This is a genomic window from Rheinheimera texasensis DSM 17496 (assembly GCF_000711985.1).
Taxonomy (GTDB): Bacteria; Pseudomonadota; Gammaproteobacteria; order Enterobacterales; family Alteromonadaceae; genus Pararheinheimera; species Pararheinheimera texasensis.
Genome location: NZ_JONU01000017.1, coordinates 1 through 25,107 on the forward strand (window position 1 = coordinate 1; position 25,107 = coordinate 25,107).

General features: G+C 49.7%; 37 protein-coding genes and 1 rRNA gene. 9 read left to right on the top strand and 29 right to left on the bottom strand.

Going from position 1 to position 25,107, the window contains the following annotated elements; translation table 11 throughout:
- Nucleotides 1-195 (bottom strand): 16S ribosomal RNA (locus Q399_RS0110330); the annotation flags it as partial.
- 506 nt (nucleotides 196-701) lie between these two features.
- Here Q399_RS0110330 and Q399_RS0110335 point away from each other — a divergent pair.
- The 9 genes from Q399_RS0110335 to Q399_RS0110385 all read left to right on the top strand — a co-directional run bounded on the left by Q399_RS0110335 (nucleotide 702) and on the right by Q399_RS0110385 (nucleotide 11,175).
- Nucleotides 702-2,129 carry a sigma-54-dependent transcriptional regulator gene (locus Q399_RS0110335; RefSeq protein WP_051685907.1) on the top strand — a complete coding sequence of 476 codons (1,428 nt, stop codon included), beginning with the start codon at nucleotides 702-704 and terminating at the stop codon, nucleotides 2,127-2,129.
- Complete coding sequence (locus Q399_RS21100) at nucleotides 2,116-3,432, top strand: sensor histidine kinase (RefSeq protein ID WP_051685908.1); 1,317 nt, start codon at nucleotides 2,116-2,118, stop codon at nucleotides 3,430-3,432. The genes Q399_RS0110335 and Q399_RS21100 overlap by 14 nt, the downstream gene beginning before the upstream one ends.
- Nucleotides 3,433-3,887: 455 nt before the next feature.
- Entirely contained in the window at nucleotides 3,888-5,135 is a 1,248-nt protein-coding gene (locus tag Q399_RS0110345; protein WP_031568288.1) for an HlyD family secretion protein, read from the top strand.
- 43 nt (nucleotides 5,136-5,178) lie between these two features.
- A complete protein-coding gene (locus Q399_RS0110350; protein WP_037046068.1) occupies nucleotides 5,179-5,928 on the top strand; it encodes an ABC transporter ATP-binding protein in 750 nt (249 codons plus the stop codon).
- A 123-nt stretch (nucleotides 5,929-6,051) separates the two neighbouring features.
- Nucleotides 6,052-8,532 carry an ABC transporter permease gene (locus Q399_RS0110360; protein ID WP_031568290.1) on the top strand — a complete coding sequence of 827 codons (2,481 nt, stop codon included), beginning with the start codon at nucleotides 6,052-6,054 and terminating at the stop codon, nucleotides 8,530-8,532.
- A gap of 116 nt (nucleotides 8,533-8,648) precedes the next feature.
- Nucleotides 8,649-8,798 carry a hypothetical protein gene (locus Q399_RS22120; protein ID WP_157836279.1) on the top strand — a complete coding sequence of 50 codons (150 nt, stop codon included), beginning with the start codon at nucleotides 8,649-8,651 and terminating at the stop codon, nucleotides 8,796-8,798.
- 295 nt (nucleotides 8,799-9,093) lie between these two features.
- Nucleotides 9,094-9,393: a hypothetical protein gene (locus Q399_RS0110375; RefSeq protein ID WP_157836280.1), complete on the top strand. Its 300-nt coding sequence runs from the start codon at nucleotides 9,094-9,096 to the stop codon at nucleotides 9,391-9,393.
- Nucleotides 9,394-9,411: 18 nt separating this feature from the next.
- Nucleotides 9,412-10,518 carry an FtsX-like permease family protein gene (locus Q399_RS0110380; protein ID WP_031568292.1) on the top strand — a complete coding sequence of 369 codons (1,107 nt, stop codon included), beginning with the start codon at nucleotides 9,412-9,414 and terminating at the stop codon, nucleotides 10,516-10,518.
- A 105-nt stretch (nucleotides 10,519-10,623) separates the two neighbouring features.
- Nucleotides 10,624-11,175: an FtsX-like permease family protein gene (locus Q399_RS0110385; protein ID WP_157836281.1), complete on the top strand. Its 552-nt coding sequence runs from the start codon at nucleotides 10,624-10,626 to the stop codon at nucleotides 11,173-11,175.
- Between the two features lie 172 nt (nucleotides 11,176-11,347).
- Here the strand turns inward: Q399_RS0110385 and rplQ are convergent, their stop codons facing one another.
- From rplQ to rpsJ, 28 genes are all read right to left on the bottom strand, one after another.
- Nucleotides 11,348-11,746 (bottom strand): 50S ribosomal protein L17, encoded by a 399-nt coding sequence (gene rplQ / locus Q399_RS0110395; RefSeq protein WP_031568296.1) that lies wholly within the window; start codon nucleotides 11,744-11,746, stop codon nucleotides 11,348-11,350.
- 39 nt (nucleotides 11,747-11,785) lie between these two features.
- Entirely contained in the window at nucleotides 11,786-12,775 is a 990-nt protein-coding gene (locus tag Q399_RS0110400; RefSeq protein ID WP_031568298.1) for a DNA-directed RNA polymerase subunit alpha, read from the bottom strand.
- A 27-nt stretch (nucleotides 12,776-12,802) separates the two neighbouring features.
- Entirely contained in the window at nucleotides 12,803-13,423 is a 621-nt protein-coding gene (rpsD, locus tag Q399_RS0110405) for a 30S ribosomal protein S4 (protein ID WP_031568299.1), read from the bottom strand.
- A gap of 31 nt (nucleotides 13,424-13,454) precedes the next feature.
- On the bottom strand, nucleotides 13,455-13,844 hold the full coding sequence (rpsK, locus tag Q399_RS0110410) for a 30S ribosomal protein S11 (protein WP_031568300.1): 390 nt from the start codon (nucleotides 13,842-13,844) through the stop codon (nucleotides 13,455-13,457).
- A gap of 13 nt (nucleotides 13,845-13,857) precedes the next feature.
- A complete protein-coding gene (rpsM, locus tag Q399_RS0110415) occupies nucleotides 13,858-14,214 on the bottom strand; it encodes a 30S ribosomal protein S13 (RefSeq protein WP_031568301.1) in 357 nt (118 codons plus the stop codon).
- A gap of 133 nt (nucleotides 14,215-14,347) precedes the next feature.
- On the bottom strand, nucleotides 14,348-14,461 hold the full coding sequence (gene rpmJ, locus Q399_RS21905; protein WP_082335860.1) for a 50S ribosomal protein L36: 114 nt from the start codon (nucleotides 14,459-14,461) through the stop codon (nucleotides 14,348-14,350).
- Between the two features lie 22 nt (nucleotides 14,462-14,483).
- Nucleotides 14,484-15,812, bottom strand: coding sequence for a preprotein translocase subunit SecY (gene secY / locus Q399_RS0110420; protein WP_031568302.1), 1,329 nt, complete (start codon nucleotides 15,810-15,812; stop codon nucleotides 14,484-14,486).
- Nucleotides 15,813-15,827: 15 nt separating this feature from the next.
- Nucleotides 15,828-16,262, bottom strand: a complete 435-nt coding sequence (rplO, locus tag Q399_RS0110425; protein WP_031568303.1) for a 50S ribosomal protein L15 — start codon at nucleotides 16,260-16,262, stop codon at nucleotides 15,828-15,830.
- 3 nt (nucleotides 16,263-16,265) lie between these two features.
- Entirely contained in the window at nucleotides 16,266-16,448 is a 183-nt protein-coding gene (rpmD, locus tag Q399_RS0110430; protein WP_031568304.1) for a 50S ribosomal protein L30, read from the bottom strand.
- A 6-nt stretch (nucleotides 16,449-16,454) separates the two neighbouring features.
- Nucleotides 16,455-16,958, bottom strand: a complete 504-nt coding sequence (rpsE, locus tag Q399_RS0110435; RefSeq protein ID WP_031568305.1) for a 30S ribosomal protein S5 — start codon at nucleotides 16,956-16,958, stop codon at nucleotides 16,455-16,457.
- 9 nt (nucleotides 16,959-16,967) lie between these two features.
- Nucleotides 16,968-17,318, bottom strand: a complete 351-nt coding sequence (gene rplR, locus Q399_RS0110440; RefSeq protein ID WP_031568306.1) for a 50S ribosomal protein L18 — start codon at nucleotides 17,316-17,318, stop codon at nucleotides 16,968-16,970.
- A gap of 9 nt (nucleotides 17,319-17,327) precedes the next feature.
- On the bottom strand, nucleotides 17,328-17,861 hold the full coding sequence (gene rplF, locus Q399_RS0110445) for a 50S ribosomal protein L6 (protein WP_031568307.1): 534 nt from the start codon (nucleotides 17,859-17,861) through the stop codon (nucleotides 17,328-17,330).
- A gap of 15 nt (nucleotides 17,862-17,876) precedes the next feature.
- Nucleotides 17,877-18,269, bottom strand: a complete 393-nt coding sequence (rpsH, locus tag Q399_RS0110450) for a 30S ribosomal protein S8 (RefSeq protein ID WP_031568309.1) — start codon at nucleotides 18,267-18,269, stop codon at nucleotides 17,877-17,879.
- Nucleotides 18,270-18,289: 20 nt separating this feature from the next.
- Complete coding sequence (rpsN, locus tag Q399_RS0110455) at nucleotides 18,290-18,595, bottom strand: 30S ribosomal protein S14 (RefSeq protein WP_031568310.1); 306 nt, start codon at nucleotides 18,593-18,595, stop codon at nucleotides 18,290-18,292.
- An 11-nt stretch (nucleotides 18,596-18,606) separates the two neighbouring features.
- The gene (gene rplE, locus Q399_RS0110460) at nucleotides 18,607-19,146 is read right to left on the bottom strand and encodes a 50S ribosomal protein L5 (RefSeq protein ID WP_031568311.1); all 540 of its coding nucleotides are present in this window, start codon (nucleotides 19,144-19,146) and stop codon (nucleotides 18,607-18,609) included.
- A gap of 20 nt (nucleotides 19,147-19,166) precedes the next feature.
- A complete protein-coding gene (gene rplX, locus Q399_RS0110465; protein ID WP_031568312.1) occupies nucleotides 19,167-19,481 on the bottom strand; it encodes a 50S ribosomal protein L24 in 315 nt (104 codons plus the stop codon).
- A gap of 9 nt (nucleotides 19,482-19,490) precedes the next feature.
- A complete protein-coding gene (gene rplN / locus Q399_RS0110470; protein WP_031568313.1) occupies nucleotides 19,491-19,859 on the bottom strand; it encodes a 50S ribosomal protein L14 in 369 nt (122 codons plus the stop codon).
- Between the two features lie 176 nt (nucleotides 19,860-20,035).
- Nucleotides 20,036-20,290, bottom strand: coding sequence for a 30S ribosomal protein S17 (rpsQ, locus tag Q399_RS0110475; RefSeq protein WP_031568314.1), 255 nt, complete (start codon nucleotides 20,288-20,290; stop codon nucleotides 20,036-20,038).
- Nucleotides 20,290-20,481, bottom strand: coding sequence for a 50S ribosomal protein L29 (rpmC, locus tag Q399_RS0110480; protein WP_031568315.1), 192 nt, complete (start codon nucleotides 20,479-20,481; stop codon nucleotides 20,290-20,292). The genes rpsQ and rpmC overlap by 1 nt, the downstream gene beginning before the upstream one ends.
- Entirely contained in the window at nucleotides 20,481-20,894 is a 414-nt protein-coding gene (rplP, locus tag Q399_RS0110485; RefSeq protein ID WP_031568316.1) for a 50S ribosomal protein L16, read from the bottom strand. The genes rpmC and rplP overlap by 1 nt, the downstream gene beginning before the upstream one ends.
- Nucleotides 20,895-20,906: 12 nt before the next feature.
- Nucleotides 20,907-21,620 carry a 30S ribosomal protein S3 gene (gene rpsC, locus Q399_RS0110490; protein ID WP_031568317.1) on the bottom strand — a complete coding sequence of 238 codons (714 nt, stop codon included), beginning with the start codon at nucleotides 21,618-21,620 and terminating at the stop codon, nucleotides 20,907-20,909.
- Nucleotides 21,621-21,629: 9 nt separating this feature from the next.
- On the bottom strand, nucleotides 21,630-21,962 hold the full coding sequence (rplV, locus tag Q399_RS0110495; RefSeq protein ID WP_031568318.1) for a 50S ribosomal protein L22: 333 nt from the start codon (nucleotides 21,960-21,962) through the stop codon (nucleotides 21,630-21,632).
- Nucleotides 21,963-21,973: 11 nt separating this feature from the next.
- Nucleotides 21,974-22,252, bottom strand: coding sequence for a 30S ribosomal protein S19 (rpsS, locus tag Q399_RS0110500; RefSeq protein WP_031568319.1), 279 nt, complete (start codon nucleotides 22,250-22,252; stop codon nucleotides 21,974-21,976).
- A gap of 19 nt (nucleotides 22,253-22,271) precedes the next feature.
- The gene (rplB, locus tag Q399_RS0110505; protein ID WP_031568320.1) at nucleotides 22,272-23,096 is read right to left on the bottom strand and encodes a 50S ribosomal protein L2; all 825 of its coding nucleotides are present in this window, start codon (nucleotides 23,094-23,096) and stop codon (nucleotides 22,272-22,274) included.
- Nucleotides 23,097-23,112: 16 nt separating this feature from the next.
- On the bottom strand, nucleotides 23,113-23,415 hold the full coding sequence (gene rplW / locus Q399_RS0110510; RefSeq protein WP_031568321.1) for a 50S ribosomal protein L23: 303 nt from the start codon (nucleotides 23,413-23,415) through the stop codon (nucleotides 23,113-23,115).
- Entirely contained in the window at nucleotides 23,412-24,017 is a 606-nt protein-coding gene (gene rplD / locus Q399_RS0110515) for a 50S ribosomal protein L4 (protein WP_031568322.1), read from the bottom strand. Before rplD ends, rplW begins: the two co-directional genes overlap by 4 nt.
- 19 nt (nucleotides 24,018-24,036) lie before the next feature.
- Nucleotides 24,037-24,675, bottom strand: a complete 639-nt coding sequence (gene rplC / locus Q399_RS0110520; RefSeq protein WP_031568323.1) for a 50S ribosomal protein L3 — start codon at nucleotides 24,673-24,675, stop codon at nucleotides 24,037-24,039.
- 29 nt (nucleotides 24,676-24,704) lie between these two features.
- Nucleotides 24,705-25,016 carry a 30S ribosomal protein S10 gene (rpsJ, locus tag Q399_RS0110525; RefSeq protein ID WP_008899121.1) on the bottom strand — a complete coding sequence of 104 codons (312 nt, stop codon included), beginning with the start codon at nucleotides 25,014-25,016 and terminating at the stop codon, nucleotides 24,705-24,707.
- Nucleotides 25,017-25,107 lie beyond the last annotated feature (91 nt).

A 25,107-nucleotide genomic window follows, 5' to 3' on the forward strand; every position in this document is an offset into this window, starting at 1 on the left:
CCCGAAGGTCCCACACTTTGGTCCGTAGACATTATGCGGTATTAACAGTCGTTTCCAACTGGTATCCCCCTCTATCGGGTAGCTTCCTACGCATTACTCACCCGTCCGCCGCTAGGTCCGAAAACCCCGCTCGACTTGCATGTGTTAGGCCTGCCGCCAGCGTTCAATCTGAGCCATGATCAAACTCTTCAATTAAAAGTTTTGCTCAGTTTACTGACTAAATAAATTGACTATATAGTCACTCAACTGAAGATTTATTCGTATTACGCGAATCATCTCCAACGAGTGCCCACACAGATGATTGATTGCTAATTGTTAAAGAGCTGCCGTTCTACTTAACGGCGAAAGTCGTTGATTCTCAACCACTTTCAGAATCTGTCGCGTTTGATTTCTTCGTTTCCGAATCCGTCGTCGCTGTCGATGGAGCGCATTATAGAGAGATCAGAATCGATCACAAGATCTTTTTTACAGAATGATGATCGTTTGATGGTTTTTTCAACAAACCTGCTTTTATTGTCGAATTAACCAGCGATTATTGGCTAATAAATAGGATCCGGCCGGATCTATTTGCCAATCGCCCTTAGGCATCAAACTTGCTGACCCCCGCGCAGCGGGTCTACATCGATTGCTTTTATGCCCGCTTTAGTTTGAGATACAGCCCTTTGCACGGAATAGTAGAGATTCATCGCGGGAGTCCATCAATGAGTCCGTCACCATCAGAGCATACGCAGCAACATATAGTAGTGATTGACGATAATCGGGAACTGCGCATGGCAGTCCGCTTTGTATTGGAGGATCAGGGTTATCGTGTCAGTGAACTGGAAAACCCGGTGCAAGCCCGTGATGTGTTAACAGCATTACAACCAGACCTTATCTTACTGGATATGAACTTTCAGCTGGACACCACGTCCGGCGAAGAAGGCCTGCGCTTTTTGCATTATTTACAACAGCACTATACCGACATCCCGGTGATCGCGATGACCGCGTGGTCGAACACACAGCTAGTTGTGCAGGCCATGCAAGCCGGTGCCGGTGACTTCGTGGAAAAACCCTGGCAGAACCAAAGGTTGCTACAGGTCCTGCAGCAACAGCTAAAACTCAGCCGGTTAAAAGCGGAAAACCGGGCATTGATCCGCCAGCTCGATGGCCAACAGAATGAATCTGCCAGCGAGCTAAATTGGCGCAGCCCAGCGATGTGCCGGTTAATGCAACAATTACGCACAGTGGCTGATACTGAGGCAACAGTATTACTGACCGGCGAAAATGGTACCGGTAAAAGCCAACTGGCACATTGGTTACACCAACACTCTGGCCGCAGCCAGGGCCCACTGATCTCCGTCAATATGGCCGCTATCCCGGAAGCACTGTTTGAAAGTGAGTTATTCGGCCATAAAAAAGGTGCTTTCACCGATGCAAAAGAATCAAGGGTTGGCCGCTTCACGCTGGCCACAGGTGGTAGCTTATTTTTGGATGAAATTGCCTGCTTACCGCTGGCACAACAAGCAAAGTTGTTGCGCGTACTGGAAACCGGCGAATATGAGGTGGTCGGCTCCAGTCAGACACAGCTCAGCAATGCCAGACTGATTTCAGCGACCAATGCTGATTTTACAGCGTTAATCCGGCAAGGCTTATTTCGCCAGGATCTATATTATCGCCTCAACACGCTGGAGTTTCGTATTCCCCCCCTCAGGGAAAGACCAGAAGATATCGCACCGCTCACAGAACACTTCTTATATAAGCATGGCGTACGCTATCACAAGCCCGGCTTACGGTTAACTGCCAGCGCACAACAACAGCTGATGCAATATGCATGGCCCGGTAACTTACGCGAACTGAGCCATTTATTGGAGCGTGCGGTGTTACTCTGTCAACAAAGTCAGATAGAACTCAGCGATTTACATTTGCCATATCAGGCACAGCAGCAGGCCGCGCAGTCAGCTCCCGACGATACGGCCAAATTGGGAATGGCTGGCAACGAACTACCGCAACTGACTTTAGAACAAGCCGAGCTACAGCTGATCAAACGGGCACTGGCCCAACACCCGGCTAACAAACAAAAAGCGGCCGATCAATTGGGTATTACCAAATCCTCTTTATACCGGCGGCTGGAAAAATATGGCCTGGTTTAATCAAAGCCTTGAACGGCAAACCGCCGTGCAAAACAGTCTTGCTTTGTTACTGGCATTCTCACTGGCAGTTCTGGTCTGCTGGCTGTGGCCTGTCTGGTGGGTCTGGTTGCTCACAGGCCTGAGTTGCTGGTGGTTCTGTCGGTTTAACTTACTAAACCGCCGGCAATTATTGTCGGCATTTCGCCGCGCCAGCGTGCAGCTTGATGCTTTGCAATTGCAGGATTACAGCCTGCAAGCCAAACCCGCTTATGCCAGCGGCATCGCGGCGGAATTTCAGCAACAACTACAACAGCTATCCGCTCAGCTGCAGCAGCGCAAAAGCTTTTTTGATGAACAGCAGTTTTTGTTGTACCGTTTAATCGACCAGCTGAATACGCCAATTCTGGTACTGAACCATAAAGCCCAGCTCAGTTATGCCAACGAACAATTTCAGTTGCTATTCGGCCAGCCCTGGCAAAGTTTAAAACATAGCAGCGCCGCCAGCTTGGGTTTAGAAGCAGTACCGCAATGGCAATTCAGTGCTGCGGATCGCCGCCAGCAATGGCAAATTCGCCACAGCCGCTTTGTTGATCAAGGCGAGCGCTATCAGTTGCTGGTGTTTATCGATATTGAACTGGCACTGCGGGAAAACCAGTTACAAGCCTGGCAGCAGTTAATCCGGGTACTCAGCCACGAGATCCATAACTCGCTGACGCCAGTCCAGAGTCTGACCGAGTATTTACTGCAAAAAACGGCGCCAGGCCGGGAACAAGATGCTTTAAAGCTGATCCACGAACGCAGCCGGCATTTGCAGAATTTTGTCGGCCGTTATGCGCAACTCAGCAAACCGCTTAGTGTGCAGTTGCAACCAGTGCAGTCCGGTACTTTAGGCCAAAGTCTACAGCTGCTTTATCCGCACGCCGGTTTGCAACTATCAGGGCCGTCGCTGAGCTTTCAATCCGACCCGACCCTGCTGCAGCAACTACTGATTAACTTGCTGAAAAACGCCATCGAAGCCGATAGTCCGGCCGGCACGCTGGAGCTCCGGTTCAGCCAACAGCCAAACCATCTCTGTATTCAGCTGTTGGATCAGGGCCATGGCGTATCGAACACCGCTAACTTATTCGTACCGTTTTACACCACTAAACCGAAAGGCCAGGGCATTGGTCTGGCGCTTTGCCGGCAAATTGCGCGCACACTGGGTGGGGAATTAACCCTGACGAATCGCAATGACGGTATTACCGGAGCCTGTGCCTGCTTGCTCCTGCCCCTTAATCCGGCAGTTGCCGCCGGCGACGAGCCGATAACTGCAGCCACGGCCTGATTTGCCGCAGCAGGTGTATCGTGATCAAGCTAATCAACAGATACCCAGCCCCACAACTGAAAACCAAGGCCGCTGGCACCTGAGTACAACATACCTGTCAACGGCATCAGTAAAGTACTCAGCAACGAACCAACTAGTACACGGCGCTTGAGCCGGTACTGCCAGCGCGATATCGACAATACCGATGCGGGTAAACAACACCTAAATCGTTCGCCAGCGAAACCGGACCAGCGGTCCGATTTCGGAATATGCCGTCCGATTCCGGACGTTTTTAATATGACTAAATCGAACATATCACGTATCCATCTGATTAATATGAAGTTAATTTGTGGCATCAATCTTGTCTGCATTTTTAGTAATTAAAAGTGTTTACCGGTGCCGCCGCTGTCATTTTCCCTGGATGCGACGGTGGCCCGTTTTAACTTTCACCAGCAGCGCCGCGGCGAGGATAATGAATGGACGTCAAACTCAATAAATCCAAACAGCGCTGGAAACAACCAGCGATTGCAGTCGGAATCCTGAGCGGCTTGCTGTTAGTTGGTCGCCTGATTGCATCGCCGGTCGCGGACCAACAGGTTAACCGCAGCCAATTGCTGCTCAGCACCGTGAAACGCGGTGATCTGCAGGTATCCGTCGATGGCTATGGCGTGTTGCGTTCGAACAGACAACGTTTAATCTCCGCCGAAAGCCCGGCCACTGTGGCAGAGATCTTACTGCGCCCTGGTGCTGAAGTGCTGGCTGACTCGGTGATCCTGCAGTTGCAGGACCCACAATTACAGCAGGAACTCGACACCGCCAGCATGGCTGTCAGCCGTCAGCGGGCGGCACTTAAACGGGGCCAGCTGGCTAACCAGCGCGAAATCCTGGCAGAAGAGGCTGTTTTGGCCGAACTGACCGCGCAGCGCGATACACAAAAGCTGCGGTTAGCCGCGAACCGTGATTTAGCTGCGCGTGGCGTGATCCCTGCCATCGAATATCAAAGTGCAGAGCTGCAGGAACGCCAGTTGTCGGAGCGGATAATCCTGCAAAAACAGCGTTTGCAACAACTCAAAGACGTCGCCACCGAAGACTTGAATATTGCCACCGAAGAGCTGAATCAGGCCAAAGCCCTGTTACAACGATTGGAGCAGCGGGTGGCCAAACTGACAGTCCGTGCCGGTATTGAGGGCGTATTACAACGCTTGCCGGTCGAACTGGGGCAAAGCGTAACTGCTGGTCAGGAACTGGCATTGGTCGGCAGTCGTCAGGATTTGCAGGCGCTGATTCGCGTGTCGCAATCTAAGGTCGAGCAATTGCGACTTGGACAGCCAGCCATCGTCAATACCCGGCGTGAAACCGCCGAAGCCGAAGTCAGCCGCATTACGCCACAGGTACAGGACGGAACTGTCGAAGTCGAGCTGCGTTTTGTCGACGCGGTGCCCGCCTCGGCCCGGCCTGAATTGAATGTTGATGCGCAGATCTTCACTGCCGATTTAAAAAACGTGTTGTATCTGGAGCGCCCTGTCAACGTGCAAAGCCATGCCAGCAGCAAACTGTTTCGTTATGACCAGAACAACCAGCAACTACAGAGCACGCAACTGCAATTTGGCGATGAAGCCGGCCGCTATCTGGCGTTGCAGTCCGGCGCTACTGAAGGTGAAATTTTCGTGGTGTCCGATATGACAACCTTTGCTGATGCTGATTCGATTGCAGTGAAGCAATAACCATCAGCCTGTACTTATTATCTCTTCAACAGGAATTTTAAACATGACTCAGACCCCCAATTTGCCACAGGCCACCATCTCGATGCGCGGGATCACTAAGGTGTTTGCCACTGACGAGATGGAAACTCATGCGCTACGTGGCATCGATTTGGCAATCGACACCGGCGACTTCGTTTCCATTTGTGGCCCTTCAGGCTGTGGCAAATCCACCTTATTGTCGCTGTTAGGCTTACTGGACATGCCAACCAGCGGCAGTTATCAGATTGAAGGCCACGAAGTCAGCGGTTTGTCGCTGTCTGAAGCCGCTTACATTCGCAATGAGAAAATCGGTTTTATTTTTCAGTCGTTTAACTTAATTGACGAACTGACAGTATTTGACAACATAGCTCTGCCGCTGCGCTACCGGCGCAGCAGCATCCCAAAAGCAGAGATTGACGCGCGGGTGCAGGCCTGTCTGCAAAAAGTCGATATGACACATCGCTCTGGCCACAGGCCCAACCAATTATCCGGTGGTCAGCAACAGCGGATCGCCATTGCCCGCGCTTTAGTGGGTAACCCCGCCTTGTTATTAGTGGACGAGCCAACGGGAAACCTCGATTCCAAAAATGGCGACGCCGTGATGGAGATGCTGTGCGAACTGAATCGTAAGGGCACCACCCTATGTATGGTGACGCATGACCCGCGTTATGCCGATATGGCCGGCCGCAAACTGCATTTACTCGATGGCCGCATTCTGGATGCCGATGGCGCGCCTTTGCAACATCCCCAACCATTACGTCAGGTCGCGCCATGATCGCCGGCTTTCAGCTCTGGATGCTGCACAGCCTGATATTGCCCCTTTTACTGCTGGCTATTGCCACAGTGCTGCCGGGCTGCAGTACGCAGTCCCGCAACATCAATTGATAAGGATGATCCCATGAGATTTTGGAAAGCGCTCGCCACCGCCTGTTATTCGCTTAGCAAAGCCAGGGGTTATGCAGCAACTGTAGTACTGACACTTGGCCTGACGCTCGGCACTTTAATCGCGATGTTTAACCTGAACTATCAGGTGCTGACAGCGCCTTTACCTTATGCCGACGAGGATCAGTTAATCGTCGGCAGCACGACCTGGCTGGAAAAAGATGGCCGGATGTTATACCAAAGGCTGCTGCCAGTTCACCTGTTCCGCCAGCAATATGCACAACCGTCGGCTTATGTCAGCGAGCAGGCGCTGTTTGGTTTTTCTTATGTCGGAATGACTCTGCGGGATTTGGCGCACAGCCCGGAAATTCAGGTGGCTTATACCACGCCCGGTTATATGCGAATGTTTCAGATGCCGATGCTGCACGGCCGCGCGTTCAGTGCTGAAGAAGACTTAGGCAGTCATCGCGCTGTGGTGATCCTGAGCGAACACATCTGGCGCCAGCACTACAACGCGGATCCGGCCATGCTGGAACGCTCGGTACAAATTGGTAACCAGTCGTTTAAAGTGATTGGCATTGCGGCTGCCACTTTTGAAGAGCCGGCCTTGACCGGGCCGGCCCGGCGTAACAATGTCTGGTTACCATGGGACTATGCGCCAGACAGTAACGCCAGACCCGGCGATATCAGCGGTGCGCACTTGTATCTGGCTAAGCTGCGACGGGCACAGGACCGGCTGGCCTTCGAGCAGGAACTCAGACCAATAGTCGCTCAGCGTTTTGAAGAGGAAATAGCTGCGATCCCGGCACAAGCCGGCCGCACCGTGCGTTTTCAGGCAGACCCGCTGCGTCTGGCCCTGGAAGGGGACAGCAGCAAAGCGACGCTGTCAATGCTGATCGGCAGTGTATTGTTATTGCTGATCGCGGCCGCCAATATCACCAACCTGTTAATCTCACGCGCCGTGCGCCAACAACGCACCATGAGTATTCAGGCGGCCTTGGGCGCGCAGCGACATCACTTAATCGGCACTGTACTGGCCGAACTCAGCTGGTTGCTGACGCTGGCACTGAGTCTGGCTCTGCTTGTAGCCGAGGGCGCCTATGCGCTGCTGTGGCAATATGCCGGCACAACTTTACCTCATTTGCATACACTAGGGTTGAACGGCCCCACCCTCGGGTTTGCCGTGCTGGTCTGCCTGCTGCTGGCGCTGGGGTTTGCCTGGCTGATCAGCCGGCATATCAATTACCGGGCTTTACAACAACAGCTGCAAAGCAGCGGTAAAGGCAGTGGTATTCAGGTCAGCAGGCGTATACGTCAGGCGCTGATTGGCGCTCAGGTCGCACTGGCAGCCTTACTATTAATTTGCAGTGCTCAGGTGTTGTTGCAATCCTTACAGCAACTTGGGCAGCAGACTGGTTTTAGCAGCAGTGACCGTTATCAGGTCACAATAGACAACGTCACGCCGGCACCAGATGAAAACCTGCCGCTGGCGGAGCGCCGGGCCGCCTTGCGTCAGCAAAAAGAAGAGCTGATGCAGGTGCGGGATATACTGGCGCAACATCCGACTGTACAGTCTGTTTCGGTCAGCAACTATCCACCGATCTCTTTTGACGGATATTACGGTTCGGCCAATTTTCTGACGGCTCCGGAACGGACCGACCGTTTGTTGTTCAGCCGTGCTGTCTATACCGATCAGTTCTATCTGCCATTATTTGGCATTGCATTACTGCAAGGGCGTAATTTCACTGCGCAGGAAATCAGCAATCAGGCGCCAGTGCTGATCATCAATCAGACGCTGGCTAAGCAAATACAACCGGATGGTCAGGTACTCGGCCATAAGCTGTATTCCACCGATGGCCAGCTGACCTTTGAGATTATCGGTATCAGCGCTGACCACTATTTACCGGATCTGTGGTCGCCCACAGAAACAGGCCGCAGTTATTTGACCCGTAACCTCGGCAATTCTGCAAATTTGCAGGTGCAACTCAAGCCCGGCATGCAAGCCGACAAAACGGTGATCAATCAGGCGATGGCTCAGGTCTCTGCGCACTATCGCGCCGCCAACATTTACAGCATTGAACAGAATATCGACCGGCTGCTGCTGCGCAACGTGCTGACAGCCGGCGTGACCAGCATTGTGGTCTTACTGAGTTTCCTGCTGGCTACCATCGGCATCTATGGCGTGCTGAGCTACAGCATGCAATTGCGCAGATTTGAACTGGGCGTGCGGATGGCGATCGGCGCCCGACCCGGCACGATTTTGCGCCAACTACTGCTTGAGAACTTAAAACCTGTTCTGGCAGGACTGATACTCGCAGCCTTGTTGTTGATGGCTTTGTGGCTTGGTCTGCAGCAAACCGTATTCAGCGTGCAACTGTCGGCCGGCGGCTTTGTACTACCGCTACTGCTGATAATGCTGCTGACGTTGCTGACCACACTTTTGTCAGTCTGGGGCATTATCCGCAAACCGGCGCTCCATGCGCTACAAGGACAATAGATTGGCGCACGCGTCGTTCTGTTTCCGATGGCAAACGGCTGCAATGCTGCTGAGCTGCCTGAGAGTGCAAGCCCAGCCGAGGCTGCGCGTCATATTAACCTGCAAAGAAAAGGGAAATGAACGTGCAATTTGATATCTGGCTCAAGCAAAGTAGCCGGTCGTTGTGGCAGGACAAAAGTTTCGCCCTGACAGTAGTGCTGACAATTGGCATTGCCAGCGGGGGTGTTTTTATGGGTACTGACCCTGGGCTGGCAGGTCCTGTTTAAGCCTTTGCCTTATCCGGCATCAGACCAGCTTCAGCTGCTGCAATACCAACGGCTTTATGGCACAGGTAAGCTGCAGTCATCTGCTGTATTACATCCGGCGGCGGAACACCTTTATGCTCAAATTCGGGACTAGCAGCGGATCCAGAACTTAAAGTCGCCTGCAGCCCAATCCCTTGTCAGACCCGAATTACCTGCGATATCACAAGCTTTATTGCATCTGACACAAGACGTTGTGATGTCGGACCCAACACAGCCTAGCCTGAGCATCGCATATACCTCACCGGAGCTGCTGCAAATGTTAGTTATGCCTTTGTTGCTCGGCCATGGTTTTTCCGAGGCGCAACAACCGGGTGGTATGAACCCAGGAGTCATTTTGAGCTATCAGGCATGGCAATTATTGTTTCAGCAAAGAGCGGATGTGCTGGGAGTCCTGGCAAAAGATTTTACGCCACCACAGCTCCGGCCAGCCTTGCCAGCGGTAGATCTGTATCTATCCTGGGATTATAACAAAGCCGCTTTTAAAGAAAGCTGGCCGCTAGCCGACGAACACAGCTTTTTACTGGTCAAAGGCGGTGCAGCAGCTTTACAACAATAGCTAGCAGCGCTCACTCCCTTGGCAAAGCAGCAATTTGCAGACAATCTCGCGGGAACAGCCAACTTTGCCGACTGGCACCTGAAACTACAATTTCAGCCTCTGCAACAAGTTGTCAGTCGTGGTACTGAATCTATTTTGCTGCTGTTTCTGCTTGGAGGTACCGGCTTATTAATGATAGCCAGCGCCAACATTCTGAACTTGTTTTTGTCGCGGCTAATGTTAATGCAAAAACAACTGGCCGTACGGGCAGCCCTCGGGGCTAGACGCACTCAACTGGGACAACAGTTATTTGCCGAATCAATGCTGCTGATGCTGTCATCAATCGGACTGGCACTGTTACTGACACATGCCGGCTTTTATGCATTGAATCATTGGTTTAATGGCTTTTTTCCGAGAGGCAGCGAACTTGGCTTGTCAGCATTTAGTGTCATCACTGCGCTGATACTGGCTATGTTGCTGGCAATGCTGATTGACACGTTATCGCTGCACACTCTGCGTTATCATCAGCTGAGTCTGGCTCTACAAAGCAGTGGGAAAGGCGCAGGTGTGCAAACACCGTCCACTTTCCGCCGCAGTTTTATTTTGCTGCAATTTGGCTGCGCTATTGTGTTGGTGTATCTGAGCAGTTTGGTGGTGACGGACGCTTGGCACAAACTACTACGCCCACTCGGTTTGACCAGCGAAAATTTGCTTCAGGTAGAGTTTTCGGTAGCCAGCCTCGACTGGCAAGGTTGGTACAGTTATGGGCTAAAAGTTGCAGAGTTAGCGCGGCAGCTCAGGCAGCAACCAAGCATTGCCGGAGTCAGCTTCGCTTTTAATCCGCTGGTCGATCGATTCCAGATGGCGGCGACTGATGTGAACCCGGGCACTTCAACCACCAGAGAACGGCGCTTTTATCCGATACACCAGAATGTAGGTCAGTATTATTTTAAGGTGGCAGGCCAGGCTTTGCTCGCTGGTCGTGGATTAAACGCCGAAGATATTAACAAAACACGTTCACCGAATATGGTGGTTAACCGAACTTTTGCGATGCAACTTTTGACTAGTGAGACACCTCATCCCACGGACATCGACACAGCCGCCCTAACGCAAGTGCTCGGTAAGCGAGTCCGGCTGGATATCTAGCAACGACCTTTTACGATAGTCGGAGTAACCGAAGATATTCAGCTTCCGAGGCTTGCAACGACTCCACCGCGCTTCTATATGACCAATCTGGGCACTGCATTCTGGATGTTAATCAAACTCGAACCCGGTGCCACATTCAGCAAAGCACAGATGTTCCAAAGCTTAAAGCAAGCCCATAGCCAATTTGCTTTAACTCATTTCAGCTTACTGTCCGGCCAGGTAGCACAATTATACTTACCAAAAAAACTGATGCTGCTTGGTGCTACTGCCGTGGCACTTTTTACCTTAGTGATTTTAGGGATTTGCCTGATTGGCGTAATGCAATACAACCTGCTGCTACGTCGCAGTGAATTTAGTATCAAGCTGGCACTTGGTGCACAGTTCAGACGTATAGTGCAGGAATCTGGCAGCGAATATGTACGTCTGTTGGCCGGAGCGGTGTCAATTAGTACTATTTTGCTCGGTATTGGCTGGCTGCGGCTGCAAAATCAGCCGAAATTGTTGCCCGGGTTTGATGATGCAAGAATACTAAACCTGACACTATATGGGCTGAGCTTGTTTGGAGTGATACTCTGCGGCATAGTCGCCCATTATCTGCCGCTGCGAGGATTGAAAACAAGTTCGATACAATCTGGTTTGTATGGAATTACATATTGAAGCTGCAAGCCGGCTACGACAGCTAAACTATAACGAAAAGGTCACAGTAAGGCGTGAGACATTGTTGGCTTTTTTGATGCATTTACCTTTAACAGAGTCAGTGTACGATAAAGACAGCAGAAATTGAGTAAAAAAAAAGCCGGCATCAGCCGGCTTTTTAGATTCGAGTTGATTACTCAGCAGCAGTTTCTTCAACTGGCAGAGCGCCCACTTCTGGACGATCAACTAACTCGATGTAAGCCATTGGCGCATTGTCACCGGTACGGAAGCCACACTTCATGATACGAGTGTAACCACCTGGACGCGCGTTGTAACGCGGGCCTAAAACGTTGAACAGTAAACCAACAACTTCTTTATCACGTGTACGGGCAAAAGCTAAACGGCGATTTGCAACGCTATCATTTTTAGCCAGTGTGATCAAAGGTTCGATTACACGGCGTAACTCTTTTGCTTTTGGCAGAGTCGTTTTGATGATTTCGTGCTTCACCAGCGAGCTTGCCATATTGCGGAACATTGCCTGACGGTGGCTGCTGTTCCGATTTAACTGACGACCACTCTTGCGATGGCGCATGATCTATTCCTTCTCACTAAACCAGGAACTGGTATCTGGTTAGTCTTTATTTACCAAACTTGCTGGCGGCCAGTTTTCCAGGCGCATGCCCAGAGATAAACCACGTGACGCCAACACGTCTTTGATTTCGGTAAGTGACTTTTTACCCAAGTTAGGCGTCTTCAGAAGCTCAACCTCGGTACGTTGCACCAGATCACCAATGTACTGAATCTGCTCTGCCTTCAGACAGTTGGCAGAACGAACTGTTAATTCCAGATCATCGACAGGACGTAACAGAATCGGATCAAACTCCGGCTTCTCTTCACGTTTCTCTGGCTCGCTCTTGTCGCGCAGTTCTACGAAGAACTCCAGCTGTTCAGCCAGAATTGTCGCAGCTCGACGAATTGCTTCCTCCGGCTCTACAGTGCCGTTGGTTTCCATGTCGATTACCAGTTTGTCCAGGTCAGTACGTTGTTCTACCCGCGCCGCTTCAACCGAGTAAGCAATACGCTCAACCGGGCTGAAAGAAGCGTCAAGCAGCAAACGACCAATTGGACGCTCGTCATCTTCAGAGGACACTCGGGCTGATGCAGGCACGTAACCGCGACCACGTTGTACCTTCAGGCGCATACTGAATTCAGTCTCGCCGGTCAGGTTACAAATTACGTGCTCAGGGTTAACGATTACTACACCGTCACCACGCTGGATATCACCAGCAGTTACAGGGCCAGCACCTTTTTTGGTTAAAGTCAGAGTGACTTCGTCTTTGTCTTCCAAACGAACGGCTAAGCCTTTCAGGTTCAGGAGAATATCAATGATATCTTCCTGCACGCCTTCTTTGGCGCTGTACTCATGAAGCACGCCATCGATTTCCACTTCAGTCACTGCACAACCTGGCATAGACGATAAAAGGATACGACGTAACGCGTTGCCCAAGGTATGCCCGAAACCGCGCTCAAGTGGTTCCAAAGTAACTTTGGCACGAGTTGGGTTGATTTTTTCGATACCAACTAATCTCGGCTTAAGGAATTCGGTGACAGAACCCTGCATTTTATCCTCTCTTAAGAAAATGCCTTACTACTTAGAGTAAAGCTCGACGATTAACTGTTCGTTGATGTCAGCAGACAAATCTGAACGCTCTGGACGACGCTTGTAAACGCCTTCCATCTTTTTCGTGTCAACTTCAACCCAAGTTGGTTTTTCACGTTGTTCAGCAACTTCTAAAGCAGCAACGATACGCGCTTGCTTCTTCGCTTTTTCGCGAACAGCGATCACTTGTTCTGGTGACACAGCGTAAGATGGGATATTCACTACGCGGCCATCAAGCATGATAGCTTTGTGGCTGACTAACTGACGTGCTTCAGCACGTGTGCTAGCCAGACCCATGCGATACACTACGTTGTCCAGACGTGATTCCAACAACTGGAGCAGGTTTTCGCCGGTGTTACCCTTCAAACGAGCAGCTTCTTTGTAATAGTTACGGAACTGCTTCTCTAATACGCCATAAATACGACGTACTTTTTGTTTTTCGCGTAATTGTAAACCGTAGTCCGATAAGCGACCGCGACGAGCGCCGTGCTGACCTGGAGCTGTAGTTAAATTACACTTTGAATCGATTGCTCGGACGCCGCTTTTCAGGAACAGATCTGTACCTTCGCGACGACTCAGTTTGAGCTTAGGACCCAAATATCTTGCCATCTTCTTTCTCCAATAATCTTAGAAGCGCTTGTTACACGCGACGTTTTTTCGGTGGACGGCAACCATTGTGTGGAATTGGCGTCACGTCGGTGATATTCGTAATGCGGTAGCCAGCTGCGTTCAGCGCACGAATGGCTGACTCACGACCTGGACCAGGACCGTTTACGAAAACTTCAAGATTCTTCAGACCATACTCTAACGCGGCAGTACCAGCGCGTTCGGCAGCAACCTGTGCAGCAAACGGCGTAGACTTACGCGAACCACGATAACCAGAACCACCGGCAGTTGCCCAGCACAGAGCATTGCCTTGACGGTCAGTAATAGTGACGATGGTATTGTTGAAAGAGGCATGGATATGAGCCATACCGTCAGAAACTTGCTTTTTTACCCGTTTACGAGTACGAACTGGTGCTTTAGCCATGTTTTACCCCGTCTTATTTCTTGATTGCTTTGCGTGGGCCCTTGCGGGTACGCGCGTTAGTTTTAGTGCGCTGACCACGAACCGGCAGACTACGGCGATGACGCAGGCCACGGTAGCAACCAAGGTCCATCAAACGTTTGATGTTTAACGTGATTTCACGGCGTAAGTCACCTTCAACGGTGTACTTAGCAACTTCGTCACGAAGAGTATCGAGCTCTGCGTCTGATAACGTAGAGATTTTACGATTTTCTTCGATGCCCACTGCAGCCAGGATGGCTTTTGAGCGGGTTTTACCGATACCAAAAACATAGGTCAAAGAAATGACCGCATGTTTATTATCGGGGATGTTAATGCCAGCGATACGGGCCACTAACGTTCTCCTATAAATGAGTTTAAGGGTGCCGATTTGAAAAGCCCGTAAGGATACTCAAACGGCGGCCATATTGCAACAATAAGTCCGGGCTAAACCAAACAGTTTAGCCCTGACCTAATTTTTTCTGCTGTTAGCCCTGACGTTGCTTGTGCTTAGGCTCTACACAAATTACCCGCACAACGTTGTTGCGCTTGATAACTTTGCAGTTACGGCAGATCTTCTTAACGGAAGCTCGTACTTTCATGACTTAACTCCGCAATAGTACCTTAACGACCGAAGCCCTTAAGATTTGCTTTTTTAAGCACAGACTCATATTGATGTGACATCAAGTGGGTCTGTACCTGTGCCATAAAGTCCATAATCACAACGACGATAATCAATAAAGATGTACCACCGAAGTAGAATTGCACATCAAGTGCAACCATCATGAACTCAGGAACCAAACAGATAAAGGTAATATATGCTGCACCAGCTAAGGTTAAGCGTGTCATTACTTTATCGATGTATTTAGACGTCTGTTCACCAGGACGAATACCCGGAATAAAAGCGCCAGATTTTTTCAGGTTGTCTGCTGTTTCACGCGGGTTAAACACCAGCGCTGTGTAGAAGAAACAGAAGAACACGATAGCCGCAGCATATAAAATGATATACAACGGTTGTCCCTGAGACAGCATTAATGCCAGCTCTTGGAAAAAGTTGGCTATCATACCATCACCTGTACCAAACCAGGTAGCGATTGTTCCTGGGAACAAAATGATGCTCGAAGCGAAGATTGGCGGAATTACGCCAGCCATATTTACTTTTAACGGTAAATGGCTGCTTTGCGCTGCATACACCTGACGGCCCTGCTGACGCTTTGCATAATTCACAACGATCCGGCGCTGACCACGTTCGAAGAAAACGACGAACCAGGTTACGACGACAACAATAAACGCAATGAACAACAGTAACAAAAAGTGCATATCGCCTTGACGTGCCATCTCAATCGTCTGGCCAACGGCAGACGGGAAGCCAGCAACAATACCCGTGAAGATCAACAACGAGATGCCATTGCCAATACCGCGCTCAGTAACCTGTTCACCCAACCACATTAAAAACATGGTACCAGTGACCAGACTAATCACAGCAATTGCGTAGAAACCAAAGCCTGGATTAATGACCAGACCTGGCATCATATTAGGCAATCCCGTTGCGATACTGGCAGCCTGAACAGTTGCCAATCCAAGGGTACCGTAACGTGTATACTGATTAATCTTACGACGGCCAGCCTCACCTTCCTTCTTCAATTCAGCCATTTTTGGGTGCATAACCGTCAAAAGCTGAACAATAATTGAAGCAGAAATATATGGCATGATGCCTAACGCAAACACAGACGCACGCTCAAGAGCACCACCGCTGAACATGTTAAACATTTCAACGATGGTACCTTTTTGTTGCTCGAATAATTGAGCTAGCACGGTGGCGTCAATTCCAGGAATTGGCACAAATGAGCCCAGTCGGAAAATGACTACGGCAAAAAGCACTACTAACAGACGAGCTTTCAGTTCACTGAGCCCGCCCTTCGCGCCTTTTAAGTCCTGACCTGGTTTAGCCATCGCGTACTATCCTTATTATTCTTCGACTTTACCGCCAGCAGCTTCGATCGCAGCACGCGCACCTTTCGTTACACGCAGGCCTTTCACAGTGATTGGACGCGCCAACTCACCAGACAGAACTACTTTCGCGAATTTGATGTTGCGAGTGATAACGTTCGCTTCAGCCAGTGTGCTCAGATCAGCGACGTCACCAGCGACTAATGCCAGCTCGTGCAAACGCACTTCTGCTGATACCAGACCTTTTAATGACGTGAAACCGAACTTAGGCAGACGTTGTTTCAGAGGCATTTGACCGCCTTCAAAACCCGGACGTACTTTACCGCCTGAGCGTGATTTCAGACCTTTGTGACCACGGCCACCGGTTTTACCCAGACCTGAACCGATACCACGACCTAAACGGCGCTTTTCTTTTTTCGAGCCAGGAGCCGGAGAAAGTGTATTTAATAACATCGCTTACTCCTCAACCTTAACCATGTAATACACAGCATTGATCATACCACGCACCGAAGGTGTATCTTCCAGTGTGACAGTGTGACCGATGCGGCGTAAGCCTAAACCAACCAGAGTCGCTTTATGCTTCGGCAGACGGCCGATGCCTGACTTAGTTTGGGTTACTTTAATAGTCTTTTGAGCCATGGCGGATTACCCCAGAATTTCGTCAACGCGCAGGCCACGTTTCGCAGCAACCTGAGCTGGCGATTTGATCGCAGACAGGGCGTTGATAGTAGCGCGAACTACGTTGATTGGGTTGGTTGAGCCGTAGCATTTTGACAGTACGTTTTGTACGCCAGCTACTTCTAACACTGCGCGCATTGCACCACCGGCGATGATACCGGTACCTTCAGACGCCGGTTGCATGTACACGTTTGAACCTGCGTGTACACCCTTGGCCGGGTGATGAAGAGTGTTACCATTTAACTCAAGTTGAGTCATGTTACGACGAGCTTTTTCCATTGCCTTTTGAATTGCAGCTGGAACTTCGCGCGCTTTACCGTAACCGAAGCCTACACGGCCGTTACCGTCGCCTACCACAGTCAGAGCAGTGAAGGAAAAAATCCGACCACCCTTAACTACTTTAGACACACGATTCACAGCTACCAGCTTCTCTTGTAAATCAGATTGTTGTTTAGCTTCTACGTTAGCCATGATCTACTCCTAGAATTGAAGACCGGCTTCACGCGCCGCGTCAGCCAAAGCTTGTACGCGACCATGATACTGGAAACCGCTACGGTCAAAGGCAACAGTAGTTACGCCTTTAGCCAGTGCACGTTCAGCAATTGCTTTACCTACAGCTTTAGCAGCGTCAACGTTACCGGTGTACTTCAGTGCTTCACGGATTGAAACTTCAACAGTAGAAGCAGCAGCGATCACTTCAGCATTTGGTGCGATAAGCTGAGCGTAAATGTGGCGTGGTGTACGATGTACAACCAAGCGGTTCGCACCTTGTTCGATAATGTTTCTGCGAACGCGTTTCGCGCGGCGCAGACGAGCAAGTTTCTTATCCATCGCTCTACCTTACTTTTTCTTGGCTTCTTTACGACGCACGTTTTCGTTCGCGTAACGAACACCCTTGCCTTTGTAAGGCTCAGGTTTACGATACGCACGGATATTCGCAGCGACTTGGCCAACCAGTTGTTTGTCAGCACCTTTCACCAGAACTTCAGTCTGGGAAGGAGTTTCTACCGTGATACCAGCCGGCACTTCGAAAGCAACCGGGTGAGAAAAACCTAAAGACAGGTTTAAAACCTTACCTTCGGCTTTCGCACGATAACCAACACCAACTAATTCCAGTTTGCGGGTGTAACCTTCAGATACACCAACAACCAGGTTGTTAATTAACGCGCGGGCAGTACCTGCCTGAGCGTTAGCGCCTTCGAAACCGTCGCGAGGATTGGTACGAACTACGTTACCATCAACAACGACTTCAACTGCTGCGTTAACGTTTAACGTCAACTCGCCGTTTTTGCCTTTTACCGCCACGTTCTGGCCGTTCAGTGTGACTGTCACACCAGTTGGCAGGGCGATAGGGGCCTTAGCTACACGAGACATAGATTACTACCTCCGTTACGCTACGTAGCCGATGATTTCGCCACCGATCCCAACCTTGCGCGCAGCACGGTCAGTCATTAGCCCTTTAGATGTAGAAACGATAGCTACACCTAAACCACCCATTACTTTTGGTAATTCGCCGCGTTTTTTGTAAATACGCAGGCCTGGACGGCTAACACGATCGATAGTTTCAATGACTGATTTGCCCTGGAAATACTTTAAAGTAACTTCCAGTTCTGCTTTAACATCAGCAGAAACAGCGAAATCTTCGATGTAACCTTCGTCTTTTAATACTTTCGCAATAGCAACCTTCAGTTTTGAAGATGGCATCTTAACCGCAACTTTCTTGGCAGCTTGGCCGTTACGGATGCGAGTAAACATATCCGCTACTGGATCTTGCAAACTCATAGCTGTTACTCCCGTGATTCTTACCAGCTGGCCTTACGAAGGCCAGGAATTTCACCGCGCATTGCTGCTTCACGGACCTTGATCCGGCTCATGCCGAACTTACGCAGGTACCCGTGTGGACGGCCAGTGATACGGCAACGGTTACGTTGACGTACAGGGCTTGAATCACGCGGTAACGTTTGCAGCTTCAGAACTGCAGCCCAACGGTCTTCATCAGAAGTCGCCGGATTAGCAATAGCGTCCCGCAGTGCATGACGTTGCTCAGCGTATTTGGCTACCAGTTGTGCACGTTTTAACTCACGTGCTTTCATTGATTGTTTTGCCATGACCCTATACCTTATTTCTTAAATGGGAAGTTAAACGCAGCAAGTAATGCACGTCCTTCGTCATCGGTACGAGCAGTAGTAGTGATAGTGATATCTAAACCACGTACCGCATCCACTTTGTCGTAATCGATTTCTGGGAAAATGATTTGCTCACGAACGCCCATAGAATAGTTACCACGGCCATCGAACGATTTAGGGTTTACACCACGGAAGTCACGGATACGCGGAATAGCGATCGATACCAGACGTTCCAGGAAATCCCACATACGCTCGCCGCGCAGGGTCACTTTGGCACCAATAGGGTAGCCTTCACGGATTTTGAAACCAGCAACTGATTTGCGGGCTTTAGTTACCAGTGGCTTCTGACCAGAGATTGCGGTCAGGTCAGCAACTGCGTTTTCTAAAACCTTTTTGTCAGCAACAGCTTCACCAACACCCATATTGAGTGTGATTTTGACAATCCGAGGGACTTGCATGACGCTGGTGTAGCCGAACTGTTTGAACAGTTCTGGAACTACTGTGTCTTTATAAATTTCATGCAGTTTCGCCATCGTATTACTCCAATAGCTATTTAGATTTTTTCATTATTCGATTTGAAGAAGCGAACTTTCTTGCCATCTTCAAAGCGGAAACCAACGCGATCAGCTTTACCCGTAGCCGGGTTAACAATCGCTACGTTTGATACGTGAATTGAGGCTTCTTTCTCGACGATGCCACCTGGTACGTTCAGAGCCGGAACTGGCTTCTGATGTTTTTTAACCAGATTTACACCTGAAACATAAACGCGGCCTTCCTCAACTAATACTTTAGTGACTTTGCCTTGTTTACCTTTGTCCTTACCAGTAAGAACAACTACCTCATCATCACGACGGATTTTGCTAGCCATTGTGACTCCTTACAGTACTTCTGGGGCCAGAGAAACGATCTTCATGAATTTTTCACCACGAAGTTCGCGGGTAACCGGTCCAAAAATACGTGTGCCGATCGGTTCCAGCTTGTTGTTTAACAACACAGCTGCATTGCGATCAAAACGGATCAAAGAACCGTCCTGACGGCGTACGCCTTTGCGTGTACGCACCACCACAGCATTCAGTACATCACCTTTTTTGACCTTACCGCGAGGAATTGCTTCCTTTACAGTGATCTTGATGACGTCACCGATAGCTGCATAACGGCGATGCGAACCACCTAAGACCTTAATACACATTACGCTGCGCGCGCCGCTGTTGTCTGCGACTTCCAGCATAGATTGCATCTGGATCATCTTAGTGCTCCGCTATTCCACTACTATTACCCTCACGGGTAACGCTGCTTTTTAACAATTTCCTACCCCTACAAAAGGGCGCGTGATTATAACAGCCCTTTTCGTAAAGTGGTAGCTCAAAATAAAAGCGGCCCTAAAAAGGACCGCTTTTTTTTTCGGCAAAATTCCTTACGGAATTAAGATGCTGATTCTACTACCGCAACCAGAGTCCAAGACTTGGTTTTAGAAAGAGGACGACATTCGCGAATAGTCACGATATCACCTTCTTTACATACGTTAGCTTCATCGTGTACGTGCAGCTTGGTAGTGCGTGTGATGAACTTACCGTAGATTGGGTGTTTCACGTTACGCTCGATCGCAACAACAATGGACTTGTCCATTTTATTGCTGATCACTTTACCTTGCAGAGTACGGGTGTTTAATTCGCTCATTACGCACCTGCCTTCTCAGTTAAGATGGTCTTTACACGTGCGATATCGCGACGCACCGTTTTCAGCAAATGAGTTTGAGCTAACTGACCTGTGGCTGCTTGCATGCGCAGGTTGAACTGCTCACGTAACAGGCCCAGTAATTCAGCGTTTAACTCTTCTACGCTTTTTGCTTTCAGTTCGCTGGCTTTCATCACAATACCGTCCGCGTTACAAAGGTTGTCTTAAATGGAAGTTTGGCAGACGCCAGTGCAAATGCATGACGAGCCAGTTCTTCCGACACACCGTCCATTTCGTACAGGACTTTGCCAGGTCTGATCTGGCATACCCAGTACTCCACGCTACCTTTACCACTACCCATACGAACTTCGAGTGGCTTTTCCGTCATTGGCTTGTCTGGGAACACACGGATCCAGATTTTACCAACACGTTTAACGGCGCGGGTCATGGCACGACGTGCAGATTCAATTTGACGTGAAGTCATTTGACCACGTTCAACTGCTTTCAGTGCGAAGGTACCGAAGCTTACTTTGTCACCAGAGGTGGCTAAGCCGCGGTTGCGTCCTTTGTGCACTTTACGAAATTTAGTACGTTTTGGTTGCAACATCGCTCAATACTCCTACTTAGCCTTACGTGGAGCCGGTTTTTTCGGCGCCTTAGGCTGTTTGTCGTTGTTGGCGTTATTGTTGTTGGCCAGTGGTAAACCACCCAGGATCTCGCCTTTGAAGATCCAAACTTTAACACCAATGATACCGTAAGTAGTCAAAGCTTCTGATGTTGAGTAGTCGATATCAGCACGCAGAGTGTGCAGAGGCACACGGCCTTCACGGTACCACTCGTCACGTGCGATTTCAGCACCACCTAAACGGCCAGAAACCTGAACTTTGATACCTTTCGCGCCTAAACGCATTGCGTTTTGTACCGCACGCTTCATAGCGCGACGGAACATAACACGGCGTTCCAGCTGGCTACTGATTGAATCAGCAACTAACTTGGCATCCAGTTCTGGCTTACGGATTTCAGAGATATTGATCTGTGCAGGCACGCCAGCGATAGTCGCGACAGCTTTGCGCAGTTTTTCAACGTCTTCACCTTTTTTACCGATGATCACGCCTGGACGAGCGGTGTGAATAGTCACACGGATGCTTTTCGCAGGACGTTCAATATCGATCCGGCTTACTGAAGCGGCTTTCAGTTCTTTTGTCAGATACTGACGAACTTTAAAGTCACCAACCAGGAAATCCGGGAAGTCTTTTGTATTCGCGTACCAGGTTGAGCTCCAAGGCTTAGTGATACCTAGGCGAATACCATTAGGATGTACTTTCTGTCCCATTTCTCACTCCTAGTTATCAGCAACAATCACAGTGATGTGACTGGTACGCTTGACGATACGGTCAGCACGACCTTTAGCGCGTGGCTTGATCCGCTTCATTGACGGACCTTCGTCAACAAACACAGTTTTCACTTTCAGTGCGTCGATATCGGCGCCTTCGTTGTGTTCTGCGTTCGCAATGGCTGATAAAAGAACCTTTTTAACCAACTCAGCCGCTTTTTTAGGGCTGTAGGTTAAAACATCTAACGCCTTACCAACTGCAAGACCACGGATCTGGTCAGCGACCAAACGGGTTTTCTGTGCAGATGAACGGGCAAATTTATGTTTTGCTAATGCTTGCATTTATTTACCCCTTAGCGTTTCTTGGCCTTTTTGTCGGCTGCATGACCACGGTATGTACGAGTTGGTGAAAACTCACCTAACTTGTGACCAACCATCTCTTCGGAGACGATTACCGGTACATGTTGACGACCATTATGGACAGCGATGGTCAAACCGATCATTTGTGGAATGATCATTGAACGACGGCTCCAAGTCTTGATAGGCTTCTTGTCACCGCTTTCCAACGCTTTCTCTACCTTCTTCAGCAAGTGAAGGTCGATAAATGGACCTTTCTTGAGAGAACGTGGCATGGCAATTCCTCACATTAAATTATTTGTCACGACGACGGACAATGAACTTGTCTGTACGCTTGTTCGCACGGGTCTTGTAACCTTTGGTTGGTACACCCCATGGTGTAACCGGATGACGGCCACCAGAAGATTTACCTTCACCACCACCGTGTGGGTGGTCTACCGGGTTCATTACAACACCACGAACGGTTGGGCGTACACCGCGCCAGCGCATAGCACCTGCTTTACCATATTGGCGCAGCATGTGTTCGGCGTTGCCGATTTCACCGATAGTTGCACGGCAATCAGCCAGCACTTTGCGCATTTCACCGCTGCGCAGACGCAGAGTGACATATGCACCGTCACGCGCCAGAATCTGGGCAAAAGCACCAGCTGAACGCATTAACTGGCCGCCTTTACCTGGCTTCAGTTCGATGTTGTGAACGATTTGACCCACTGGGATGTTACGCAGTGGCATGGTGTTACCAGATTTAATTGGTGAATCCATACCAGACTGAACTACATCACCAGCTTTTAAGCCTTTTGGTGCCAGGATGTAACGACGCTCGCCGTCTGCATACAACACCAGAGCGATGTTTGCAGTGCGGTTTGGATCGTATTCCAGACGCTCAACTTTAGCCGGGATACCGTCTTTATTACGTTTAAAGTCAACCATACGGTAATGTTGCTTGTGGCCACCACCGATGTGACGAGTCGTAATACGACCGTGGTTGTTACGACCACCAGTCTTGGTGTTCTTCTCTAACAAAGGTGCATATGGAGCGCCTTTGTGCAGGTCTGGGTTGACCACTTTTAAAACGTGGCGACGACCTGGTGACGTAGGTTTACACTTAACAAGTGCCATTTCCTAACTCCTCTTATTACTCAGCGCCGCCAACTAAATCGAGCTCGCTGCCTTCTTTAAGAGTAACGTAAGCTTTTTTCCAATCGCTACGTTGGCCAGTACGCATACCAGTGCGCTTGGTCTTACCCTTAACGTTAACAGTGCGAACACCAACAACTTCCACTTCGAACAGTTTCTGTACGGCAGCTTTGATGTCTGCTTTAGTGGCTGTGGTTGATACTTTGAACACGACTGTGTTGTTGGTTTCTGCCGCGATCGTGCTCTTCTCAGATACGTGCGGAGCCAGAATCACCTTCAGTAAACGTTCTTCACGGATCATGCTAACATCTCCTCGATTTGTTTAACTGCAGCAGCAGTCATCAACACTTTGTCGAAGGCGATTAAGCTGACTGGGTCGATACCGTGAACATCACGCACGTCAACCTTGTACAGGTTACGGGCTGATAAGAACAGGTTCTCGTCAACTTCTGCAGTAACGATCAGAACATCTTTCAGTTCCATCGCTTTTAACTTGTCAGCCAGTTCTTTCGTTTTCGGAGTTTCGACTGCAAAGTCTTCAACTACAACTAAACGGTCCTGACGAACCAGTTCAGACAGGATGCTCATGATCGCGCCACGATACATCTTTCTGTTAACTTTTTGGCTGTGATCTTGTGGCTTAGCCGCAAATGTCACACCACCGCCACGCCAAATTGGGCTACGGATTGTACCAGCACGGGCACGACCAGTACCCTTCTGGCGCCATGGCTTCTTACCGCCACCGCGTACTTCTGAACGGGTCAGTTGAGCACGGGTACCTTGACGGGCGCCAGCTGCGTATGCAACTACTACCTGATGTACCAGAGCTTCATTGAACTCACGTCCAAAGGTAGCTTCGGAAACTTCAAGAACGCCTTTAGCGTCTCTTAATGCTAATTCCATCACTCATTTCCTCCAGACGTTAGCTTTTGACCGCTGGTTTAACAATCACATCACCACCGATAGCACCAGGGACAGCGCCCTTCACTAACAGGATGTTGCGTGCTGCATCTACACGTACAACTTCCAGAGACTGGACAGTTACACGCTCTGCACCCATATGGCCGGCCATTTTTTTACCTTTGAATACTTTACCTGGTGATTGGTTTTGACCAATTGAACCTGGTACACGGTGTGACAGAGAGTTACCGTGAGTTGCATCCTGAGTACGGAAATTCCAGCGCTTTACAGTACCGGCAAAACCTTTACCTTTTGATGTGCCTGTGACATCAACTTTTTTCGTCTCTGCGAAAACTTCAACAGTAATCTCGCTGCCGACTTGAATGTCAGCGCCTTCGTTATCTTGCAGGCGGAATTCCCACAGACCACGACCGGCTTCAACACCAGCTTTTGCAAACTGACCTGCGTCTGGTTTGTTCAGGCGGCTTGCCTTCACAGTGCCAGCAGTCACTTGCAGTGCGCTATAGCCATGAACGTCTTGCGTTTTGATGGCAGTAACGCGGTTTGGTGTTGCTTCGATTACGGTTACTGGGATTGATACGCCATCTTCAGTGAAGATGCGAGTCATGCCCACTTTACGACCGATTAGACCGATAGCCATATCCTAAACCTCTCTAAAAACCTGTCTGATTAGCCCAGGCTGATTTGAACGTCAACGCCAGCAGGCAGATCTAAACGCATCAGTGCGTCAACAGTCTTTTCTGTTGGCTCAACGATGTCGATTAAACGCTTGTGGGTACGGATTTCGTACTGATCACGTGCATCTTTATTGACGTGAGGAGAAATCAATACAGTGAAACGTTCCTGGCGAGTCGGAAGTGGGATAGGACCACGAACCTGCGCGCCCGTACGCTTAGCTGTGTCAACGATTTCCATAGTTGACTGATCGATCAAACGGTGATCGAACGCTTTCAGACGGATGCGAATCCTTTGATTACTCATAAATCAAAGCCTCAAAGAGCAAAAAGAGCAAAAATAAACAAGGGCAGTCATGTCCCAAGTGGGAAGACGCCTTTGCACCATGTTACATTGA

Coding starts and splice junctions, on each gene's coding strand:
- Q399_RS0110385 (WP_157836281.1), top strand. CDS start 10,624: ATGTTAATCAAACTCGAACCCGGTGCCACATTCAGCAAAGCACAGATG.
- rpsS (WP_031568319.1), bottom strand. CDS start 22,252: ATGCCACGTTCTCTCAAGAAAGGTCCATTTATCGACCTTCACTTGCTG.
- rpsK (WP_031568300.1), bottom strand. CDS start 13,844: ATGGCTAAAGCACCAGTTCGTACTCGTAAACGGGTAAAAAAGCAAGTT.
- rpmJ (WP_082335860.1), bottom strand. CDS start 14,461: ATGAAAGTACGAGCTTCCGTTAAGAAGATCTGCCGTAACTGCAAAGTT.
- Q399_RS22120 (WP_157836279.1), top strand. CDS start 8,649: ATGAACGTGCAATTTGATATCTGGCTCAAGCAAAGTAGCCGGTCGTTG.
- rplX (WP_031568312.1), bottom strand. CDS start 19,481: ATGGCTAGCAAAATCCGTCGTGATGATGAGGTAGTTGTTCTTACTGGT.
- rplQ (WP_031568296.1), bottom strand. CDS start 11,746: ATGCGCCATCGCAAGAGTGGTCGTCAGTTAAATCGGAACAGCAGCCAC.
- rplF (WP_031568307.1), bottom strand. CDS start 17,861: ATGTCTCGTGTAGCTAAGGCCCCTATCGCCCTGCCAACTGGTGTGACA.
- rpmD (WP_031568304.1), bottom strand. CDS start 16,448: ATGGCTCAAAAGACTATTAAAGTAACCCAAACTAAGTCAGGCATCGGC.
- rpsD (WP_031568299.1), bottom strand. CDS start 13,423: ATGGCAAGATATTTGGGTCCTAAGCTCAAACTGAGTCGTCGCGAAGGT.
- Q399_RS21100 (WP_051685908.1), top strand. CDS start 2,116: ATGGCCTGGTTTAATCAAAGCCTTGAACGGCAAACCGCCGTGCAAAAC.
- rplC (WP_031568323.1), bottom strand. CDS start 24,675: ATGGCTATCGGTCTAATCGGTCGTAAAGTGGGCATGACTCGCATCTTC.
- rpsC (WP_031568317.1), bottom strand. CDS start 21,620: ATGGGACAGAAAGTACATCCTAATGGTATTCGCCTAGGTATCACTAAG.
- secY (WP_031568302.1), bottom strand. CDS start 15,812: ATGGCTAAACCAGGTCAGGACTTAAAAGGCGCGAAGGGCGGGCTCAGT.
- Q399_RS0110345 (WP_031568288.1), top strand. CDS start 3,888: ATGGACGTCAAACTCAATAAATCCAAACAGCGCTGGAAACAACCAGCG.
- rplD (WP_031568322.1), bottom strand. CDS start 24,017: ATGGAATTAGCATTAAGAGACGCTAAAGGCGTTCTTGAAGTTTCCGAA.
- Q399_RS0110400 (WP_031568298.1), bottom strand. CDS start 12,775: ATGCAGGGTTCTGTCACCGAATTCCTTAAGCCGAGATTAGTTGGTATC.
- rplR (WP_031568306.1), bottom strand. CDS start 17,318: ATGGATAAGAAACTTGCTCGTCTGCGCCGCGCGAAACGCGTTCGCAGA.
- rpsE (WP_031568305.1), bottom strand. CDS start 16,958: ATGGCTAACGTAGAAGCTAAACAACAATCTGATTTACAAGAGAAGCTG.
- rplV (WP_031568318.1), bottom strand. CDS start 21,962: ATGCAAGCATTAGCAAAACATAAATTTGCCCGTTCATCTGCACAGAAA.
- rplE (WP_031568311.1), bottom strand. CDS start 19,146: ATGGCGAAACTGCATGAAATTTATAAAGACACAGTAGTTCCAGAACTG.
- Q399_RS0110375 (WP_157836280.1), top strand. CDS start 9,094: ATGTTAGTTATGCCTTTGTTGCTCGGCCATGGTTTTTCCGAGGCGCAA.
- rpsJ (WP_008899121.1), bottom strand. CDS start 25,016: ATGAGTAATCAAAGGATTCGCATCCGTCTGAAAGCGTTCGATCACCGT.
- rplP (WP_031568316.1), bottom strand. CDS start 20,894: ATGTTGCAACCAAAACGTACTAAATTTCGTAAAGTGCACAAAGGACGC.
- Q399_RS0110360 (WP_031568290.1), top strand. CDS start 6,052: ATGAGATTTTGGAAAGCGCTCGCCACCGCCTGTTATTCGCTTAGCAAA.
- Q399_RS0110335 (WP_051685907.1), top strand. CDS start 702: ATGAGTCCGTCACCATCAGAGCATACGCAGCAACATATAGTAGTGATT.
- rplN (WP_031568313.1), bottom strand. CDS start 19,859: ATGATCCAGATGCAATCTATGCTGGAAGTCGCAGACAACAGCGGCGCG.
- rplW (WP_031568321.1), bottom strand. CDS start 23,415: ATGATCCGTGAAGAACGTTTACTGAAGGTGATTCTGGCTCCGCACGTA.
- rpsN (WP_031568310.1), bottom strand. CDS start 18,595: ATGGCAAAACAATCAATGAAAGCACGTGAGTTAAAACGTGCACAACTG.
- rpsH (WP_031568309.1), bottom strand. CDS start 18,269: ATGAGTTTGCAAGATCCAGTAGCGGATATGTTTACTCGCATCCGTAAC.
- rplO (WP_031568303.1), bottom strand. CDS start 16,262: ATGTTATTAAATACACTTTCTCCGGCTCCTGGCTCGAAAAAAGAAAAG.
- rpsQ (WP_031568314.1), bottom strand. CDS start 20,290: ATGAGCGAATTAAACACCCGTACTCTGCAAGGTAAAGTGATCAGCAAT.
- rplB (WP_031568320.1), bottom strand. CDS start 23,096: ATGGCACTTGTTAAGTGTAAACCTACGTCACCAGGTCGTCGCCACGTT.
- Q399_RS0110350 (WP_037046068.1), top strand. CDS start 5,179: ATGACTCAGACCCCCAATTTGCCACAGGCCACCATCTCGATGCGCGGG.
- rpmC (WP_031568315.1), bottom strand. CDS start 20,481: ATGAAAGCCAGCGAACTGAAAGCAAAAAGCGTAGAAGAGTTAAACGCT.